At 48.5% G+C, this 18,537-nt stretch carries 10 protein-coding genes; all 10 read left to right on the top strand.

Features of this window, described 5'->3' with window-relative positions; all coding sequences use genetic code 11:
• Positions 1-102, top strand: a 102-nt coding sequence (locus tag ACG2E4_RS17280) for a sigma factor-like helix-turn-helix DNA-binding protein (protein WP_395262334.1), incomplete at its 5' end; no start/stop codon positions are given.
• A 508-nt stretch (positions 103-610) separates the two neighbouring features.
• The gene (locus ACG2E4_RS17275) at positions 611-4,141 is read left to right on the top strand and encodes a SusC/RagA family TonB-linked outer membrane protein (protein WP_395262325.1); all 3,531 of its coding nucleotides are present in this window, start codon (positions 611-613) and stop codon (positions 4,139-4,141) included.
• Between the two features lie 143 nt (positions 4,142-4,284).
• Positions 4,285-5,922: a RagB/SusD family nutrient uptake outer membrane protein gene (locus ACG2E4_RS17270; protein WP_395277373.1), complete on the top strand. Its 1,638-nt coding sequence runs from the start codon at positions 4,285-4,287 to the stop codon at positions 5,920-5,922.
• A gap of 289 nt (positions 5,923-6,211) precedes the next feature.
• Positions 6,212-7,444 (top strand): Tm-1-like ATP-binding domain-containing protein, encoded by a 1,233-nt coding sequence (locus ACG2E4_RS17265; protein WP_395277372.1) that lies wholly within the window; start codon positions 6,212-6,214, stop codon positions 7,442-7,444.
• 20 nt (positions 7,445-7,464) lie between these two features.
• Positions 7,465-7,761, top strand: a complete 297-nt coding sequence (locus ACG2E4_RS17260) for a Dabb family protein (protein WP_395277371.1) — start codon at positions 7,465-7,467, stop codon at positions 7,759-7,761.
• 157 nt (positions 7,762-7,918) lie between these two features.
• Entirely contained in the window at positions 7,919-9,502 is a 1,584-nt protein-coding gene (locus ACG2E4_RS17255; protein WP_395277370.1) for an MFS transporter, read from the top strand.
• A 164-nt stretch (positions 9,503-9,666) separates the two neighbouring features.
• On the top strand, positions 9,667-12,756 hold the full coding sequence (locus tag ACG2E4_RS17250; protein WP_395277369.1) for a c-type cytochrome: 3,090 nt from the start codon (positions 9,667-9,669) through the stop codon (positions 12,754-12,756).
• 112 nt (positions 12,757-12,868) lie between these two features.
• Complete coding sequence (locus ACG2E4_RS17245) at positions 12,869-13,528, top strand: DUF1080 domain-containing protein (protein WP_395277368.1); 660 nt, start codon at positions 12,869-12,871, stop codon at positions 13,526-13,528.
• A gap of 605 nt (positions 13,529-14,133) precedes the next feature.
• On the top strand, positions 14,134-17,019 hold the full coding sequence (locus ACG2E4_RS17240; RefSeq protein WP_395277367.1) for a PVC-type heme-binding CxxCH protein: 2,886 nt from the start codon (positions 14,134-14,136) through the stop codon (positions 17,017-17,019).
• A gap of 26 nt (positions 17,020-17,045) precedes the next feature.
• Positions 17,046-18,329, top strand: coding sequence for an FG-GAP repeat domain-containing protein (locus ACG2E4_RS17235; protein ID WP_395277366.1), 1,284 nt, complete (start codon positions 17,046-17,048; stop codon positions 18,327-18,329).
• Positions 18,330-18,537: the final 208 nt, after the last annotated feature.

The raw sequence follows: 18,537 nt of genomic DNA, 5'->3' as shown, positions 1-18,537 counted from the left end.
TTGACCTACCGCGAGATTGCCGGGCTGCTGGATATCTCCCCGAAGACGGTCGAATCGCAGATGAGCCGGGCCCTCAAACTCCTGCGGGAAGCCCTATCTTAATTGGTATTTCCGTTTTTTTACAGTTACCTGGGAAATACAGGTTGGCTCCTGTTGCAGCAATATTCCTTCCTGAAAATTCCGTTTGGCACTTCTCTATTATTCATGTCCCACTTCAATCCTGATCACCTGAATAGTACCGTGTGTAGATCAAAAACCTTAAAAATTAAAAACCTCTTACAGGGTAGCTGGCTTTTTAATTGTATACAAGGGTAGAGGCGGGAATAAGTGTGGAAATAATTGAATGAAACGGGATTCTGGATATAGTCCAACCAGCTGAAGGGATGTTAAGAAAACCTGCGGTTTCATTATCGGTAAAGATACTGTGCTCCACCGGGTATTGAGGTTTCCTTGAGATCCCCTCCCTGAACCCTGCCGCCTCCCGGGGACCGAATGGTTTTCCGGGGGGATGCGCGGGGGAACTGGACGGGAAGCCCGGATATCAATTGGGGATGATTAAATGGCAGTTAGCAAGACAAGCCAGTAGTAATATTAACTAAATAGAGGATTAATGATGAATTGGGATGGATACAACAACTTGACAGCATCGATCGCGAGGGTGCTCTCATTAGGTTTGGTAATGGTATTGATTGCATTACCGGCGTCATCACAGGATAGCAGGCAGATGGCCAGTGCTGAGGAGCAGAATGGTGACATGCATATTGAGAAAAATGTTAAGGCGGCTTCCGTTCTTAACAAGATTATTTCGGTAGATCTTAAAAAGTCAACATTGGAAGAAGCTCTGCTGACAGTCGCTGAAAAGGCCGGTCTTAAATTGTCATACAGTACGAGTATTGTGCCTGTTGATAACAAGCTGACAATCAAGGTAGATCAATTGACGGTAAACAATGTTCTCTGGCGTGTGCTGGAGGGAACCGGGCTGCGGTTCGCGGTTTCTCCCAATCAGCACCTTGTTATTATGAGTAGAGAGGAGAGCAGAAATATAGATTACAAAAAACTGGAGACCGTCAGCGGACAGGTAACGGATGCCACTACCGGAGAATCAATGCCGGGGGTGAACATACTTGTAAAAGGGACCAGCACGGGTACCTCAACTGATGTGGAAGGAGATTTTGAGTTAAGTGTCCCGTCGTTGCAGGATACATTGATATTCTCCTTTATCGGTTACCAGACGCGCGAAGTACCGATTAATGGACAGACAGCCCTTGCGGTTGCGATGCAGCCACAAGCTATCTCTGGTCAGGAAATTGTTGTGAGTGGCTATCAAATCCAGGAAGAAGCAACCGTGACAGGAGCAGGTGCGAGTGTGGATATGTCGGAATTGGAGGATGCGCAAACGACTGATCCGGTTAAAGCACTACAGGGGCAAACCGCTGGTGTGTATGTTGAAACAAGTGGTGACCCCAGTGGCGGGGCTACCGTCAGGATACGTGGAGTGAGTACACTCAATAATAATGATCCTCTCTATGTGATTGATGGAGTTCCCACTAAATCCTATGCACCACAGCAGTTAAATCCGGATGACATTGAATCAATGCGCGTGTTGAAAGATGCCGCCGCTTCGTCAATTTACGGGGCCCGGGCATCGAATGGGGTAATACTGATAACTACAAAAAAAGCCGATCAGGGATCTTTCCAGGTAGATTACAGCGGCAAGTATACTAATTCCCGATATACAACCGGCCTGAATATGGCAAATACCGAAGAACAGGCTCGGATATTGTGGTTGGCCGCAATGAATGACGGTACTCCACCCCCGACTGCAATATATAGTTATGACTATGACGCCAACGCCGGGCCCGATGCAGAGGGATTAGACCGGTGGGGAGACGCAGTGCTTTACGATGTCTCGTGGCCCGAGGAAATTGGCCCGGGAATGCCATCTTCCGATACCGACTGGTTCGATGCAATATCGGAGACGGGCAATGTGATGGAACACCAGCTTTCAATGTCAACGGGTACCGAATCCTCTTCTGTGCGACTTTCGCTCAGGTATTTGACAAACGATTACATCCTGAAATTTCAAGACTATGAGAAAATAACGGCCAGAATAAATTCTCACCAGGATTTCCTTGATGGCGACCTGCGCGTTGGAGAGAACTTTTCCATCACGCAAGATGCGTTTAACGGGTTTCAGGGAAGTGTCGTGGGACTGGCACAAATTGCAATGCCCATTTTGCCGGTCAAGACGACCGACGGGGGATATGCAGGACCACCCGGCGCCGGCTTTGATGACCGGCAAAACCCGGTTCGGCTACTGGATCATAACAAGTGGGACAGGGATCAAAACCTAAATCTTTTTGGAGATATTTACGCTCGCTTAAACCTGCTGGAGGACCGGCTTTCACTGAATACCAGGTTGGGACTTGATTACGGGGCAAATGAATTCCGGGATATTCAGCGAACCTATCAAACAGGATTTCTGTCCCGTGATATAAATTCCCTGAACAGAACAAAGGGAACAGATGTAAACTGGAATTTCAATGCTACGGCAGAATATCAGCTCGATTTTGAACAGCATGAAACCACTTTTTTGGTTGGTACGGAAGCCTTCAGGAATACGTTTTCACAAAACAGCATCACTCAAGATGATTTCGCGTTAGAAACTCTTGACTACTTTATCGAAAATGCCGGGACTGGGTCGTCAAATGTAAGTGGATACAATACGGGCTATTCCCTGCTTTCATTTTTTGGGAAGTTCGATTACTCCTTCCGTAGCAAATATCTTGCATCTGTCACGATACGACGCGACGGCTCATCAAGGTTTGGCCGTGAAAATAGATTTGGTACATTTCCAGCCGCATCGGTTGGATGGAGACTGACAGAAGAGCCGTTTGTAGCTGAGAACCTTTCCTTTTTATCTAATTTCAAAATCAGGGCTTCTTATGGTATTACCGGGAACCAGGAAATTGCGAACAATGCCCGTTTTACCGAGTATGAAGCCTTTTATGGAGATGAGGCCATCGCCTTTAACGGAACCCCCCAGGCAACGGCCTATGATATCGAGGGTAATGATACAGGATTACTCCCTTCTGGTTTTGTTCGGACCCAAACAGGGAATCAAAGTCTGAGATGGGAAGAGTCTGAAGAACGAAATATAGGAGTTGATTTTGGACTGTTTGATGACAGACTGACCGGATCATTCGACTATTTCGTTAGAAATACCTCTGACATTCTTATCCAGCCTGCCTATATAGCCACCCGTGGTGAAGGAGGATCCCGGTGGGAAAATGGTGCTTCCATGCGAACAAGCGGTCTGGAGCTTGAACTGAATTACCGGGGTCAGTCAGGGTCTTTTAACTATTCTGTCGCAGGAAATGTGGGGCATTATAGTGATGAAATAACGGATTTGCCTCCTGAGGTTGTTGACTCTTATCCCGGAAACTCGGAGAAGAATATTCTGGGCGAGTCCGTAAACTCATTCTTTGGCTACGTCAATGACGGCCTTTTTGACAGTCAGGAAGAGGTAGATCAACATGCTGACCAAAGTGGTGCAGCCCCCGGCCGGTTGAAATTCAGAGATCTGAATGGTGACGGTCAAATTACCTCGCTGGATCAACAATATATTGGTGTGGATGCCCCTGATTATGAGTTCGGGTTGAATTTGCAGGGATCTTACAAAGGTTTTGACTTGCGCGTGTTTTTCCAGGGTGTACTGGGACGAGATGTCAACAACAGCCAGCTGGTTTATCAGCACTTCTCCTCATTTTGGAATGGGTCCAACTTCGGAAAAGAATTGTTATACAAAGGTTGGAAACCTAATCGAAGGGACACTAACGTACCTGCTCCTACGGGAGTTGACAATAATGATGAGGGGGGCGGTGCCGGTGGCGGCGGACGTTATTCAACATACTGGGTGCGAAATGGTTCTTACCTGAAGCTAAGACAAATTACCCTTGGCTACACCCCTCCCAGCATTTTGGGGCTAAGCAATGCAAGACTCTTCCTTACCGGACAAAATATCTGGACGTTAAAAGATACCAGCGGAGATGATGCGTTTGTCGGGCCAGACCCGGAAGATCCGGGTTTGGGATTCCCTATACCGCTCCAGCTGACGGTGGGGCTTGACCTCTCGTTTTAAGCATCATGAATAGATTTACTTTATCTGTAACACCAAAAAAATATAGCATTATGAAGGGTTTAAATATTATTCTAGCAATCTTATTAGTATTCGCTTTCGGGATATCGTGCGAGGATTTTACAAGCTATCAGCCCAAAGGGGTGGTGAGTGAAGCTGATCTGCAGGGACCGGAAAGCGTTGAAGGACTTGTCAATGCCGCATACGCAGGTATGGCAAATGATCACTGGGTTGCTCCATTTACCAATAACTGGCCCTGGGGCAGCGTCCGTTCTGATAATTCGTACAAAGGAGGAGCGGGGCCTGCGGATCAAAGCGGGTATCACAATTATGAAATATTTTCAACAATCAGGCCCGATCAAAGTAAGGCAGACGGGGTATGGTTTAATATCTACCGTATGATACAACGGGCAAATGAGGCCATGAATGCTGTAAAGGGGATAGATGAGGGAAGCTATCCGAATAAAACTGAACGCTTGGCTGAAATGCACTTTATCCGCGCTCATGGTCATTTTCTGCTCAAACGCATGTTTAAACGGGTACCGTATATCCATGAAGATATCCCTTCTGACAGCCTGAAATTTGTATCAAACGTTGAATACACCAGCCAGGAGTTGTGGGATAAGATAGCGGAGGACTTCCAGTTTGCCGTGGATAATCTGCCCCAGACCCAGGAGGATGTTGGCAGACCCAATAAACCGGTTGCCCAGGCATACCTGGCAAAACTGCGCCTGTACCAGGCCTACGAAAAAGATGAGCAGCACCAGGTAACAAACATCAACCAAGACCGGCTTCAGGAAGTAGTTGACCTGACAAACGAGGTTATCAACTCTGGTCAATATTCTTTGTTTGATGACATTGCCCAAAACTTTTTGTGGGAGTGGGAAAATGGAGAGGAGATCCTGTTTTCCATACAGCGATCGAAGGATGATGGCACACCCATTGGTCGTATTGATATGGCGAATGCACTTAATTGGACCATGAACCCGGAATTTGGCTGCTGCTGGTTCCACCTCCCCAGCTTCAACCTGGTCAATTCGTTCCGGACCAACGCTGATGGAATACCGATGTTCGACTCCTTCAATGATGAGGTTATGGTTGATTCAGCAGACTTTCATGAAAATACATTTGATCCGCGGCTGGATCATACGGTGCATGTGCCAAAGCATATTTTTAAATATCAATCTGATGTGATCTATGATTCCTCCTATACCCGGGCCCCTCAGGTATACGGACCCTTTTCAACAATGAAAGAGATACAACAGCTAGACTGTCCCTGTCTGGCTGTACCCAAAGGATATGCCTATCCCACCAGTACAAAAAATAATACGATCATACGATATGCAGATGTACTGCTGTGGAAAGCGGAGGCATTAATTCAGCTAGGCAGACAGGGTGAGGCACTGCCGATTATCAACGATATACGCGAACGGGCCAACAATTCCCGCGATCGGCTTAGGTATGAAAATGGAGATTACGTATCCAACTACAACATTGAACCCTATGTGGACGGTGTCAATATCAACTGGACACAGGAAAATGCAATGAAAGCGCTGCAGTGGGAGCGTCGCCTGGAATTTGCGATGGAAGGGGTTCGCTTCTTTGACCTGGTTCGCTGGGGTATCGCAGCCGAAACGTTGAATAACTACTTTGATGTAGAAAAAGAGCGGGTACCTATTTTGCAGACAGCCCAGTTCACTGAAGGAAGGGATGAGTATCTCCCGATACCTCAACAGCAGATCGATTTTAGTGAAGGTACTTACGAGCAAAATACCGGATGGTAGTAGGTAATCATTTACTGTAGCTAATAAAACCAGTACATATACATTTAAGATTGATTGTAGGGAATACCCGTGGGGGTATTCCTTACAACTTGATTATGAAGCAAAATTTAAAGCAGCTGGTGATGAATACTATTACTGTAATGTATACCGGTTTATAAGACAGGTGTATTATTAATAGAACATGAATGATTCGAATTCACCCGGCCACAACCAAATTATCTGGTGTATAGCCCGGACTAGCAGTAGCAAAACATTGTAGAAGAATTCCAGCTATTAAAAACTTTATAGAATGGCCACAATTGCAGTTTTAGGCACACTTGATACCAAGGGTGAGGAGCACGCCTTTCTTGCAGATATCATACATTCCCGCGGACATGACACACTGTTGATTGACGCAGGAACTGGCGGGGAGCCGACCGTTGTCCCTGATATCACCCGGGAAGAAGTAGCCGCGGCAGGTGAAGTGGAGTTGTCCCCTTTACTCGATCGACAAGACAGGGGCGAATGTGTCTCTGCAATGAGCATGGCAGCGCCAAAGCTTATCTCCGAGCTGGCATCCGAAGGGAAGGTTGACGGCATTATCTCCCTGGGTGGCGGCGGCGGTACGGCCATCGCAACAGCGGCCATGCGGGCACTCCCCATTGGCTTTCCGAAGGTGATGGTCTCAACCCTGGCAGCAGGGGATACCTCCGGTTACCTGGGGACCAAGGATATTGTCATGATCCCCAGTATTGCGGATGTATCCGGCCTAAACCGATTGTCACGGCTGATATTTTCCCGGGCGGCCGGGGCCATTTGTGGAATGGTTGAAACAGATGTTAAAGACAGCGCTTCACGTCCGCTGATTGTGGCCAGTATGTTTGGGAACACAACCAAATGTATTTCCGAAGCCAGAAAGGTGCTTGAAGATGCCGGTTACGAGGTGCTGGTATTTGCAGCTACCGGCACAGGTGGACGTGCAATGGAATCGCTTATCGAAAGTGGGATGGTGGATGGCGTCCTGGACATAACAACCACCGAATTGGCCGATGAGCTGGTGGGCGGAATTCTCAGTGCGGGTCCCGATCGGATGAATGCGGCCGCCGACAGGGCGATTCCTGCGGTTGTAGCTCCCGGTTGTCTTGACATGGTCAATTTCGGGGAAAAGGATTCGGTTCCATCCAAATTTTCTGATCGTACCTTCTACATTCACAATCCACAGGTAACCCTTATGCGGACCACTCCTGAAGAATGCAGAGAGCTGGGTGCAATACTGGCGGGAAAAGCCAACCGGCATGAGGGGAAGATTACGATCATGGTTCCCCACCGGGCCCTGAGTGAAATAAACGGCAAGGATCAGCCCTTTTACGATCCGGAAGCCGATAAAGCGCTGTTTGACAGTATTCGTGATAAAGCAGAGGTAGAGGTACAGGAGTTTGATGAAGAGATCAATAGTTCCCGGTTTGCGCGGGCGTGTGCCGAAAAACTCCTGGAAAATATCAGAAGCCACAAGGAAAAATCTAATACAAGTTTGCAAGCCTAATATTAACAAATAGTTAGATTATGGTAAGACACTACGGGATGTTTGACTTTAAAAACGAAATAACGGACGAACAAATCGAGGAATGTTTCACCGAAATGATGGGAATGGTCGGAAAAATTCCTGGGCTCCAAAATATGGAATACGGTCCGTATGATAGTCCCGAAGGGCTCAATGATGGGTTTACCCACGGGTTTATCATGACGTTTGACAGCCCGGAGAGCAGGGACGAGTACCTGCCTCACCCTGAGCACGAACGAGTTGCGGATATCGTTGTGCCCCGATTGGAGCGGGTAGTGGTGTTCGATTTTGAGGTATGAAAGCAGTCGGGATTTTACCTTGAATTCTAAAAAAGCGGCATACACAAAAACTGCCAGGAAGAATACTTCCTGGATCTGCTTTGGCTGATCAAAATAAGCAGTATTAAAACCAGAAATGTTAATTGGACAAGTACGTTTGATCTAAAATCGATTTTATATGAGTACTGAAAAATCTGAATTAAACGGTATAGAACGGAAGAAGCTATTTACGGGCATCTGTCTTGCACTGGTGCCGACGGCCTTTTCGTTTATATTGGTAAGTAATATTTTGAATCAGCTAAAGACTGAATTTATATTGACCAATGCCGATGTGGGATATATCGGCGGGGCGGCCCTGTGGGGCATGTCGGTTTCACTGCTGGCGATCGGGCCGTTTCTGGAAAAGATCGGGTTAAAAAATGCTACCAAGGGCGCCTTCATCGGTCACCTGTCGGGGGTAACTCTTTTTTTGGTGGCCTATTTTTTTGCCGGCGACCCCTCGGCCTTTTGGATTCTGTTTGCCGGGGCCATAGGAATGGGCTTTGGCAACGGGATGATCGAGGTAGCCGGCAATCCGCTGACGGCGGCCTTGTATCCTGACAATAAAACAACGAAACTAAATCATTTTCACGGGTTTTACACCGGCGGGTTAGTGCTGGGCGGACTGATGGGATGGGGGATGTCTCAAATTGGAGATATCGGTATTGTCAATGTCGGCCACTGGACGGCCCAGATGGCTCTTGTCTATATCCCGATTTTGATCTACGGGTGGCTGCTGTTCCCGCGCCGGTTTCCACAGACCGAGACCGCTCGTGCGGGCATTCCAGTGAAGGAGATGTTCTCCTATACATTTTCCAACCCTTACGTGTTGGGACTGATCCTGCTGATGATGTTTACCTTGGCCATGGAGATGGGACCGATGCGCTGGATCCCCGACGTGCTGCAGGCGGCCGGGCTGCACGGGATGCTGGTGCTGGTATGGGTCAGTGGGTTGATGTTTGTCCTCCGGATGTTTGCCGGACCGTTTGTTGAGAAATTTTCTCCAACCGGCATGCTGGTGGGGGCCTCCTTTTTGACCTTCGTGGGACTGCTGATGTTTAGTTTTGTGGAGACCGGGATCGCGCAATTGATGATTGCCGGGGCCCTGTTTGCGATCGGCATCGCTTTTTTTGTCCCCAACATGATCGGGCTGATGAGCGAGCGGTTTCCGAAGGCCGGCTCGCTGGGCATCGTGTTGCTGATTGGCATGGGATTCATTGGTGGCGGCGGGTCCAATGCCATTATGGGGGAAATTGCCGACAGCTACCTGCCGGAAGCCCTCGATGAGCAGCAGACCGTCCGTATCCTGCAGGAGGTGGAGGAGCGGTTTCCCGCCTATCGTCAACAAGCCGAGCAGGCGGCCGGCGACCCCCAGGCCCTGGCTGACCTCGGGTACCGGGAAGCCGACGTCAGTAACGTGTTAAGGCAAACCCGGCAGGCCCTGGCATACTACCATGAACACGGAGCATTTGAAGGCAATACCACCGGCAATGCCCTGCGGGCGCTGATCGATTCCGGGATGCCCCGGGAGCAAGAGCTTGTTTCGCAGGCCTCGGCGGTATTGCGCCCGGCCGACAACTACGGCGGACGGATGGCTTTTCGATGGGTGGCCCCGATCCCCTTTATAGCAGGCATCGTCTTCATCGTGTGGTACGTAAAGGATCAGCGCAGAGGCGGGTACCAGGTAGAACGCCTGGAAAAACGGGAGCCACAGGAAGTCTAAAAAATCATATTGGGTTAACCTGTTTTTTCTACGGCCCGCTTGTACTCCTGGGTTTAGCTGGTATGGGCTATTACTTTGGGATCGCAGGTACTCATTAAACAGTGTTGAATTTATTTAATAATGAAATGATGAAATATCTTGCTTCTTTATTTTTGGTTTTGAGCATGAGCTTGCCATTCACAACGGTTGCGCAAAAGACGCACTCTTCGCGGGATACCAACTTCACTCCCCAGCAGGAATTGGCTGGATTTACTGTTCCGGATGGGTTTACTGTCGAGCTGGTGGCAAGTGAAGAGGAGGGTGTTGTCAATCCCATTGATCTGACGTTTGATGATGCCGGACGGCTTTGGACACAGACAGCGCGCATGTACCCGCTGGATCCGGTGAAGGATATTCAGTGGAATGAACTGCAAGAACTGATTGAAAATCCGGAAGCTCAAAAAAATGATCCACGTTTTAAACGGATACAGGATCTTTACCAGGGGGAAATAAGGGGAGAGGATAAAATTTTGGTCCTCTCCAATCTCAATAATGAGGGCACGGCGGATGTTGCGGAATGGGCTTCAGGGCTGGCTATCCCGCAAAGCATTCTTCCTTATAAAAACGGGGCATACGTAGCCCAGGGTTCGGAACTGTTTTTTCTTGAAGATAACGACAATGACGGGAGGGCGGATGAGCGTGATCCACTCTTTACCGGTTTTGGTTTTACGGACTCCCACACGATGTCACATACGCTGGTCAGGGGACCCGGCGGCTGGATTCACTTCAGCCAGGGGGGATTGAACAAGGGAAAGGTTTCGGCAGTGAAAAGTGACGTTCAGCTGGATATTGACTATAGTAAAATTGTTCGATTTTCACTGGATGGGAAACAGATTAAATTGGTAAGTTCGGGCCTGAATAATATTTGGGGCTTTCAGCTCCGCCACAACGGGCAGTGGTACGCGACTGAAGCTAATGATTTGGGTTACTCGGTTGTCCCTATGGAGCCGGGAACAGGATTCCCGGGCCTGGGGAATGATCGCTTGCGGCCATATCAGCCGTTTATGCCGCCTCTGCACGAGTTTCGGGTGGGAGGAACCGGCATTTCGGGACTGGCATTTGCCGATGATGCTTCAGGCGTTTCCTTCCCCAAAAAGTGGAATAATGTGGCGTTGCTGGCCAATCCCATTACCAGTACCATCAATGCCGTGAGAATTGTCCGAAATCCTGATGGAAGCGTTACGGCCGAGCACCTGCCGGATTTTTTGACTTCGGAAGATGAGTTTTTTCGTCCGGTTAATATGGAATTTGGTCCGGATGGTTGCCTGTATATCGCCGACTGGTATAACAAGATTATTTCTCACAACGAACTTCCCACCACGCATCCGGACCGGGATAAATCGCATGGTCGTATATGGCGCGTGTGTCACGAAAGTCAGCAGCCACGGGAAGTCCCGAACCTGTATGAGGTCAAGACTGCAGATTTAGTTGGTCACCTCAAATCGCCGTACCTCTGGGAAAAACGTGCGGCCTGGCATCAGATCAGTGACCGGCCCCGAGGAGAAACCACGCGGCTGGCCGATGATTTGGTAGCCCTGGCCGCGGATCAATCCCGGGATGAGGTTACCCGTATCCACGCTCTTTGGTCGCTGGAGGGGATTCATCATTATGACGGGGAACTTATTTCCTCCCTGCTGGAATCATCATCAGGCAATCTACGTCGCGAAGCCGTGCGATCACTGGCTAGCTTTTCTTTAGGCCCGGCGCAGGTAGCCCCCCAGCTAAACGGGCTCGTTGAGGACAAAAACGCGATGGTCCGCTCCCAGGTACTGCGCACGCTGGCGAACATCAATGCGGCCAACCAGGCAACGATCGGGATTCTCGTGCAGGCCTGCAAGCCTGACATACCGGGTAATGAAATGGGAGGTTCATACGAGCGAACCTTTGAACGATACCTGGCTCGCAAGGCACTGGAGCAGTATCCTGGCGAGCTGCAAGCTTACCTCGATTCTGTTTCTGCCGGCGACGTGCCGCCACGCAACTTGTTGTGGGCAAGCCAGGCGCTGCCGGAAGAGCAACGGGAAACCGCATTTTTGGAGTTGTGGCCGCAGGTTGATATGAAAACGCTCAATGAACCGACTTTTATAAGTATTACAAAGATGCTGGATAACAAGCAGATAGCTGATATGGTTGCACCGGTTATTCATAACCCGGATCAGGCAGAAACATATACGAATTTTGCCGTGCAAAACCAGTCCCGCGTTCAATCCCCGGAGCTGGTTCGCCTGCTCAGAGTTCCGGTACAAAAGCTCTTGCAAAGCGGGAATGAATCGGAGATCAACCTGGCGCTGGACGCCATCGGTCGCTTCGGTATGCAGGGCTTTTCCGGGGATATTGAACCGCTAATCAACACCCAGAGCTCGGATGAAACCCTGAACCTTGCTCTCGCAGCGCTGGAAAATCAGCCCAAAGAAAATAAAGCCGTTTTTACACAAATATTTAATAATGAAACCCTCGACTTTGATACGCGGGTCAATGCCCTGCACAATATGGTAAAAGCCGATGCCGAGGTTGGTTCTCAAGCGGTACAGTCGTGGATTTCCGAACTGGGAACCGGTCAAAAGCAGGAACTAACATCTGTACTTTCCACGTCAGACCAGGGAGCGAGCCTGTTGCTGGGGCTGTATGAGCGGGGCCGAATCGATACGGAGGCCTTTGATCTGCCGACCGCCGAGCGAATCAGCAATGGAAATCCGTCAGATTCCCGTAGTTTAGATCTACTGCAAGCCGTGGAACAGCGGGAGAAGAAAAAGCGGAAGGCGTTTAAGCAAAAGCTGGATCGTTATATGAAAATTGTCGAACAAAAAGAGGGAAATATCAGCAACGGTGAAAAACTGTTTCAAACGTGCCTGACCTGTCACTCGGTAGGCAGCAGGGGACAAGATATAGCCCCTGCGCTGGATGGTTCCGCCTACCGCGATACCGAAGCACTGTTTACCGCTCTCATCGATCCGAATGCTGCGGTGGAAACCGGTTATGAAGTCTACCGGGTAACCCAAAAGGATGGCAGTATTATCGAGGGATACCTGGTTCAGCAGGACGAACAGGGGACCACCATCGCGTTTATGGGAGGAGCCACGGTATTTGTTGAAAAAGAATCGATACAGAGCGAGGGGTTTATCAGCGGTCGTTCCTTTATGCCGGAAGGACTCATTGAAGGGTATACCGATCAGGAAATCGCCGACCTGATCTCCTATATCCGTACACTGGAGTAGTTGATATTCCCGGCCTGTAACTGTGGAATGGTAAGAAAGGAACCCAAAATAAATTCGAGATCTAACTTCGATTATTCACCCAAAAATGCAATCAACATAAAAATCATTGATTATGAAAACACTGTATGTTCTACTGCCGGTACTTCTAATCGTGTTTGCCTGTTCTGACCCCGAAACCAGAAGTGCGGACGAGCTTGATACTAACGATAATACCAATAATACCGATGTTCTTTTCAACGGAGAAGACCTGAGTGGATGGGAAGGAGATATGGAGTATTGGCGGGTCGAAGATGGCATGATTGTCGGTGAGTTCCAGGAAATTGAGCACAATCAGTTCCTTCGCAGTACAACCGAGGTACAGGATTTTCGCCTGACTCTCGACGTGCGCATAATTGATGGCCAGGGGAACAGTGGCGTGCAGTTCAGAAGTACCGCCCTGCCCGGTGGACATGTACGCGGTCCACAGGCCGATATCGGGGAGGGATACTGGGGAAAATTGTACGAGGAGCTGGGGCGTGCGTGGCTTTGGGAAGAAGAATGTGACCAACATGCGGATCTGGACGGCTGGAACCAGTATGAAGTGGTTGCCGTGGGAAGTAAAGTAAGGACGGCTGTTAACGGCAATCTCTGTGTCGATCTGGACGACCCGTATATCGCACGGAAGGGGATTATCGCTCTTCAACTGCACCAGGCGTTTGGCCCATCTGAAATACAGTTCAAAAATTTAGAGCTTGAACGGGATCCTGACTTTGAACTTACGACTCTTGAATAGAGCCTGTCTCGCTCTTCAAAGCTATCGTGATTGGGCATAAAGCAAGATAGTCGAAGTTTCCACCGCAGTAAGGACTACTAGTGTACTCACCACTTAAAAAGTATAGTAAAGTAAGTAGCATAAAATATGCAAGAATTCCCCCTTTGAAGGGGGGTTTGGGGGATGTAGTACTCCCAAATAACTGTTTGGCTACTTAACGAATCTAGTGGTAATAACACTAGCAACCTGGAACGCAAAAAAATTATGATAACAAACCCCTTTATAAAGATGTCACCTAAAATTTGGACAGGATTTACGCAGTACATTATACTGGTATCTCCTCCGGTTTTGGATGATAAGAGGATGTCCTGTTAACAGAGGGGAAAAATCGCTGAAAATTCTGTGAATTTATACTAAAAAAGTTACAGGGTATTCTGTTTTTCAATTGTATCATGGTTGAGTGGCTCCTCCCATACGCGGAGTTTTAAAGAGAGGTGTGTTTACTATCTTTATACAAAACAATAACCTGGCGTTGAAAAGGAGTCCCCTTGCCAGCTTGTGTACTTATATTAACATTGAACTTTTGAAGTATGATACGAACTACCACGAAAACTATTTTTTGCAATATGTCCCGATACAGTATATCAACACTACTGCTTTTGTTTGTTTTATTATCTCAAAGTTATGGGTTGAATAATACATTTGAGCAGGTTCAGACCGCAGATACTGCGGAGATAGACCGGGAGTACACCCTGGAGGCGGTAATAACGGGATATACCGGAATCGGTGGTTCGATCGATGGTATCAGGAATCCCGTGCTCCAGGCTAAAAAGGGGGAGACGGTTCGCATAACCATTGTTAATGGTGAGACGCTTACCCACGATATCGTCATGGAAGAGCTCGGCGTGAAAAGTGAAGCGATTATTGAAGAAGGAACAGAGACCAGTATTACGTTTGTTGCGAAGTCAAATGACACATACTACTGCAGTATTCCCGGACACCGGGAGGCAGGCATGGAGGGGGAGTTTCAGATTATTGAAGCCTCTACTGACGAGGTTGTTGCCGAAGGAGTTCTGCCGCAAAAAAACGGCGAGCCGGTTAATGTCGATTTCGAGTATGCGACCCTGGATGACTGGACGGCAGAAGGCGAAGCGTTTGAAGGGCAACCCACTTCCGATCGTTCGACTGAGGTCTATGAAGAGGATATGAACATCAATCCGAGCGGGCAATTTTATGTAAGCAGCGGGGGGACAAAGAAGTCGACTGAAACGGGTACGTTGACATCTACTTCATTTGAGGTTACACATCCCTATGCCGCATTCAAGGTCTCTGGCGGAGCTCTTCAGGAGACGCGAGTTGAGATTATTGATGCTGAAACCGACGAGGTGATATTTCAGATAACGGGCAATGATCACCAGCGGCTCAGACCGGTTGTCGTCGATTTGCAGGACCAGATGGGGGAGCAGATCTACATTAAACTGATCGATAACGAAACCGGAGTGTCTGAGATACCGTATATTGGCGATAATATTTGGGCACATATCAGTTTTGATGATTTCCGTTTTTACTCGAACCGCCCCGATTTCCCAGACGAACTTAATCCTGAAGATATCGTTATTCTTCCGCCGCGCGACATGATTGAAAATGCGGGTCTCTCCGGAGAGGAAGCGGCAAAAGAGATGGAACTGCCGGAAGGCTTTTCCGTGCAACTGGCGGCATCTGAACCTGATGTGATTCGGCCGATCGCCTTCACTATCGACGATCGCGGGCGCTTGTGGGTAGCCGAGGCACACACATATCCGGAAAAAGCTCCGGAAGGAGAGGGAGAAGATCGTATCCTTATTTTTGAGGATACGACCGGCGATGGAAAGCTTGACAAGCGCACGGTTTTTATTGAAGGACTCAACCTGGTAAGCGGTATTGAAATCGGACACGGAGGCGTATGGGTGGGGGCCGCACCTGAATTTCTGTACATCCCGATCGATGAAAGTGGAAATAAACCGGCCGGTGATCCGAAGGTGCTGCTAGATGGCTGGGGGTATGAAGATACCCATGAAACCCTTAACAGTTTTCGATGGGGGCCCGATGGCTGGCTCTACGGAACGCATGGCGTCTTTACGCATTCAAAAGTAGGGAAGCCGGGCACGCCCGAAGATGAACGGTTAAAACTGAATGCCGGGGTCTGGCGCTATCATCCCACCAGGCACGAATTTGAAGTGTTCGCATACGGTACCAGCAATCCGTGGGGAATAGACTTTAACAAATATGGACATCCATTTATTACAGCTTGCGTCATTCCCCATCTCTATCATGTTATTCAAGGCGGGCGGTACCTGCGGCAAGCCGGAGAACACTTTAATGATTACATTTATGATGATATCGGGCATATTGCCGACCATGTACACTGGGTGGGAGATAACGGTCCGCATGCCGGTAACCACAGGTCCGGTTCTGCGGGTGGAGGTCACGCTCATGCAGGAGCCATGTTCTACCAGGGAGCCGAGCACTGGCCGGAGGAATATGACAATATGCTCTTTATGAACAATATACATGGCTACCGGACCAATGCTGACAAGATTGAGCGAAAAGGTTCCGGATACACTGCTACCCATGCCGAGGATTTTCTGAAAACCCACGACTCCTGGTCGCAATGGCTTGATTTCCGGTATATGCCCGGTGGGTCAGTCTATGCCATTGACTGGTACGACAAGAACCAGTGTCACAGCCCCAATCCCGCTGTACACGACAAATCGCTGGGTCGTATTTACAATATCCGTCATGAGCTGGATGAGTATGTGCAGGTCAATCTTAAAGAGAAATCCAGCCTGGAGCTCGTCGAATATCAGCTGCATCCCAATGAGTGGTATGTACGCCACGCACAGCGAATTTTACAGGAACGCGGCCCGGACCAACAGGTTCATAATGCACTTAAGGAAATCCTGAATCAAAACCCGGATATTACACGAAAACTGCGGGCGCTTTGGAGCCTGCACGTAACACAGGGCCTTACGGACCAGGATTATATCGATCTACTAGATCATGAAAATGAATATATGAGAAGCTGGGCTATTCAACTCCTTGCTGAAGACGAAAATGTTCCGGAAAAGGGGATTCAGAAACTTGAAAATATGGCTTATAATGATAATTCTGCGCTGGTCAGACTGTATATTACGTCGGCACTCCAGCGCATGGAACCGGCCAAACGATGGGGGATTTTAGAAGGTCTGTACACCCATTCCGAGGATACTGGAGATCATAATCTGCCATTGATGGCATGGTTTGCCGCAGAGCCCCTTGTCGAGAAGAACATGGATCGCGCGCTTGACTTGGCAATGGAGTCGGAATTGCCGACAATTCTTCCTTATACCATTAAACGGGTTGCGGCTGTCGGTACGGACCAGGCGATGGAAAAACTGGAAAACGTGGAAAAAGATCTGAAAGATAAGCCAAATACGGGGCAATATGATCAGGCACGACAGGAACTCGACCTGATTTTTGGACAGGCCAGGTAATTTTCTAATACTCAGGGGATAAAACTATGAAGAATATATATATCAGTATGTTGGCTGTAATGATCATTACGGCCGGCTTTCTTTTAATTGTATCGTGCCAGCAATTGAAAGGTCAGGATAAAGACTATGTGATACACGAATTTGAGAAAATTAAGCTCTCTTCCACCTTTTATGCCGAGGGAGCGGGGATAGGCGACCTCAACCAGGATGGAATTCCTGACGTCGCCGCAGGTCCCTACTGGTATGAAGGACCCGACTTTCAAACCAGGCATGCTTTTTATGAACCTGTTGAGTTCGATCCATATAAATATTCTGATAATTTTATTGTGAATATAGAGGATGTGAACGGAGACGGGCGCAAGGATATCCTTAAAGTCGGTTTTCCCGGTGAGGCCGCGTACTGGTATGAAAATCCCGGTAACAACGATGGATACTGGCCCCGTCACCTGATTCATCCACAGGTGGATAATGAGTCCCCTCAATTTTATGATCTTGACCGTGACGGTCAATTTGAGCTGGTATTTCATACGAATGGATACCTGGGATATGCAAAACGAAATGCGGAGGATCCCACACGGCCCTGGTCATTTACTCCTATTTCCGAACAACATGATTGGGGAAAATTCACCCACGGTTTTGGTATCGGTGACATAGATGGCGATGGTTTCGAAGATATCATGAAGAAAGAGGGATGGTGGAAAAATCCCGGCCTCGATCAGTTAGATGAACAATGGAAGCACTACAGCGTGGAATTCGCTGGTCCCGGGGGCGCCCAGATGTATGCCTATGATGTGGACGGGGATGGGTTGAACGACGTAATTACCAGCCTGAATGCCCACGGTTGGGGAATGGCCTGGTATCGGCAGGTACGAGAAGGGGATGAGATTACATTTGAGCAAAACCTGATTATGAGCGATAAAAAAGAGGATAACCGCTACGGGGTCAAGTTTGCAGAAATTCATGCCATCGATTTGGCAGACATGGACAACGATGGAGTGAAAGATCTGGTGACCGGCAAACGCTGGTGGGCACACGGACCAGATGGCTATGATTTTCACAAGAATGCCGCTGTACTTTACTGGTTTAAACTCGACCGCAGTTCTGAAGATGCTCATTACATACCGTATTTGATTGATTACAATTCGGGGGCAGGTGTTGAGGTGGATACAGGAGATTTAACGGGTAACGGATATCCTGATATTGTTGTGAGTAATAAAAGGGGAACGTATGTATTTCTGAACAAGCCGAGAACTGTTAGCCGCGAGGTGTGGGAATTCAATAAACCTACACCGCTTGAGCAAGCGGATTAGTCATTATTTTCAGCGATTATCGTCTTTCTAAGAGTCTTTCCTGACTAAACGAATCCTGCTTTAGAGTAGCTTAAAAGGTTTAAACAATAACTGTAAGAAATTAGCACTACATCATTATGCCAGACAACCAAGTAAACATAGCGATTATCGGGCTGGGTTTCGGCGCGGAGTTCATCCCGATCTACCAGAAGCACCCGCAGGCGAACAT

Source organism: Halalkalibaculum sp. DA384, from assembly GCF_043951955.1.
Taxonomy (GTDB): Bacteria; Bacteroidota; Rhodothermia; order Balneolales; family Balneolaceae; genus JAMQKA01.
This window is presented reverse-complemented; position numbering and strand designations above follow the sequence as displayed.

What these genes read in the sequence shown, in the direction of transcription:
- ACG2E4_RS17275 (WP_395262325.1), top strand. Translation starts at nt 611, where the DNA reads ATGATGAATTGGGATGGATACAACAACTTGACAGCATCGATCGCGAGG.
- ACG2E4_RS17265 (WP_395277372.1), top strand. Translation starts at nt 6,212, where the DNA reads ATGGCCACAATTGCAGTTTTAGGCACACTTGATACCAAGGGTGAGGAG.
- ACG2E4_RS17260 (WP_395277371.1), top strand. Translation starts at nt 7,465, where the DNA reads ATGGTAAGACACTACGGGATGTTTGACTTTAAAAACGAAATAACGGAC.
- ACG2E4_RS17255 (WP_395277370.1), top strand. Translation starts at nt 7,919, where the DNA reads ATGAGTACTGAAAAATCTGAATTAAACGGTATAGAACGGAAGAAGCTA.
- ACG2E4_RS17250 (WP_395277369.1), top strand. Translation starts at nt 9,667, where the DNA reads ATGAGCTTGCCATTCACAACGGTTGCGCAAAAGACGCACTCTTCGCGG.
- ACG2E4_RS17245 (WP_395277368.1), top strand. Translation starts at nt 12,869, where the DNA reads ATGAAAACACTGTATGTTCTACTGCCGGTACTTCTAATCGTGTTTGCC.
- ACG2E4_RS17240 (WP_395277367.1), top strand. Translation starts at nt 14,134, where the DNA reads ATGTCCCGATACAGTATATCAACACTACTGCTTTTGTTTGTTTTATTA.
- ACG2E4_RS17235 (WP_395277366.1), top strand. Translation starts at nt 17,046, where the DNA reads ATGAAGAATATATATATCAGTATGTTGGCTGTAATGATCATTACGGCC.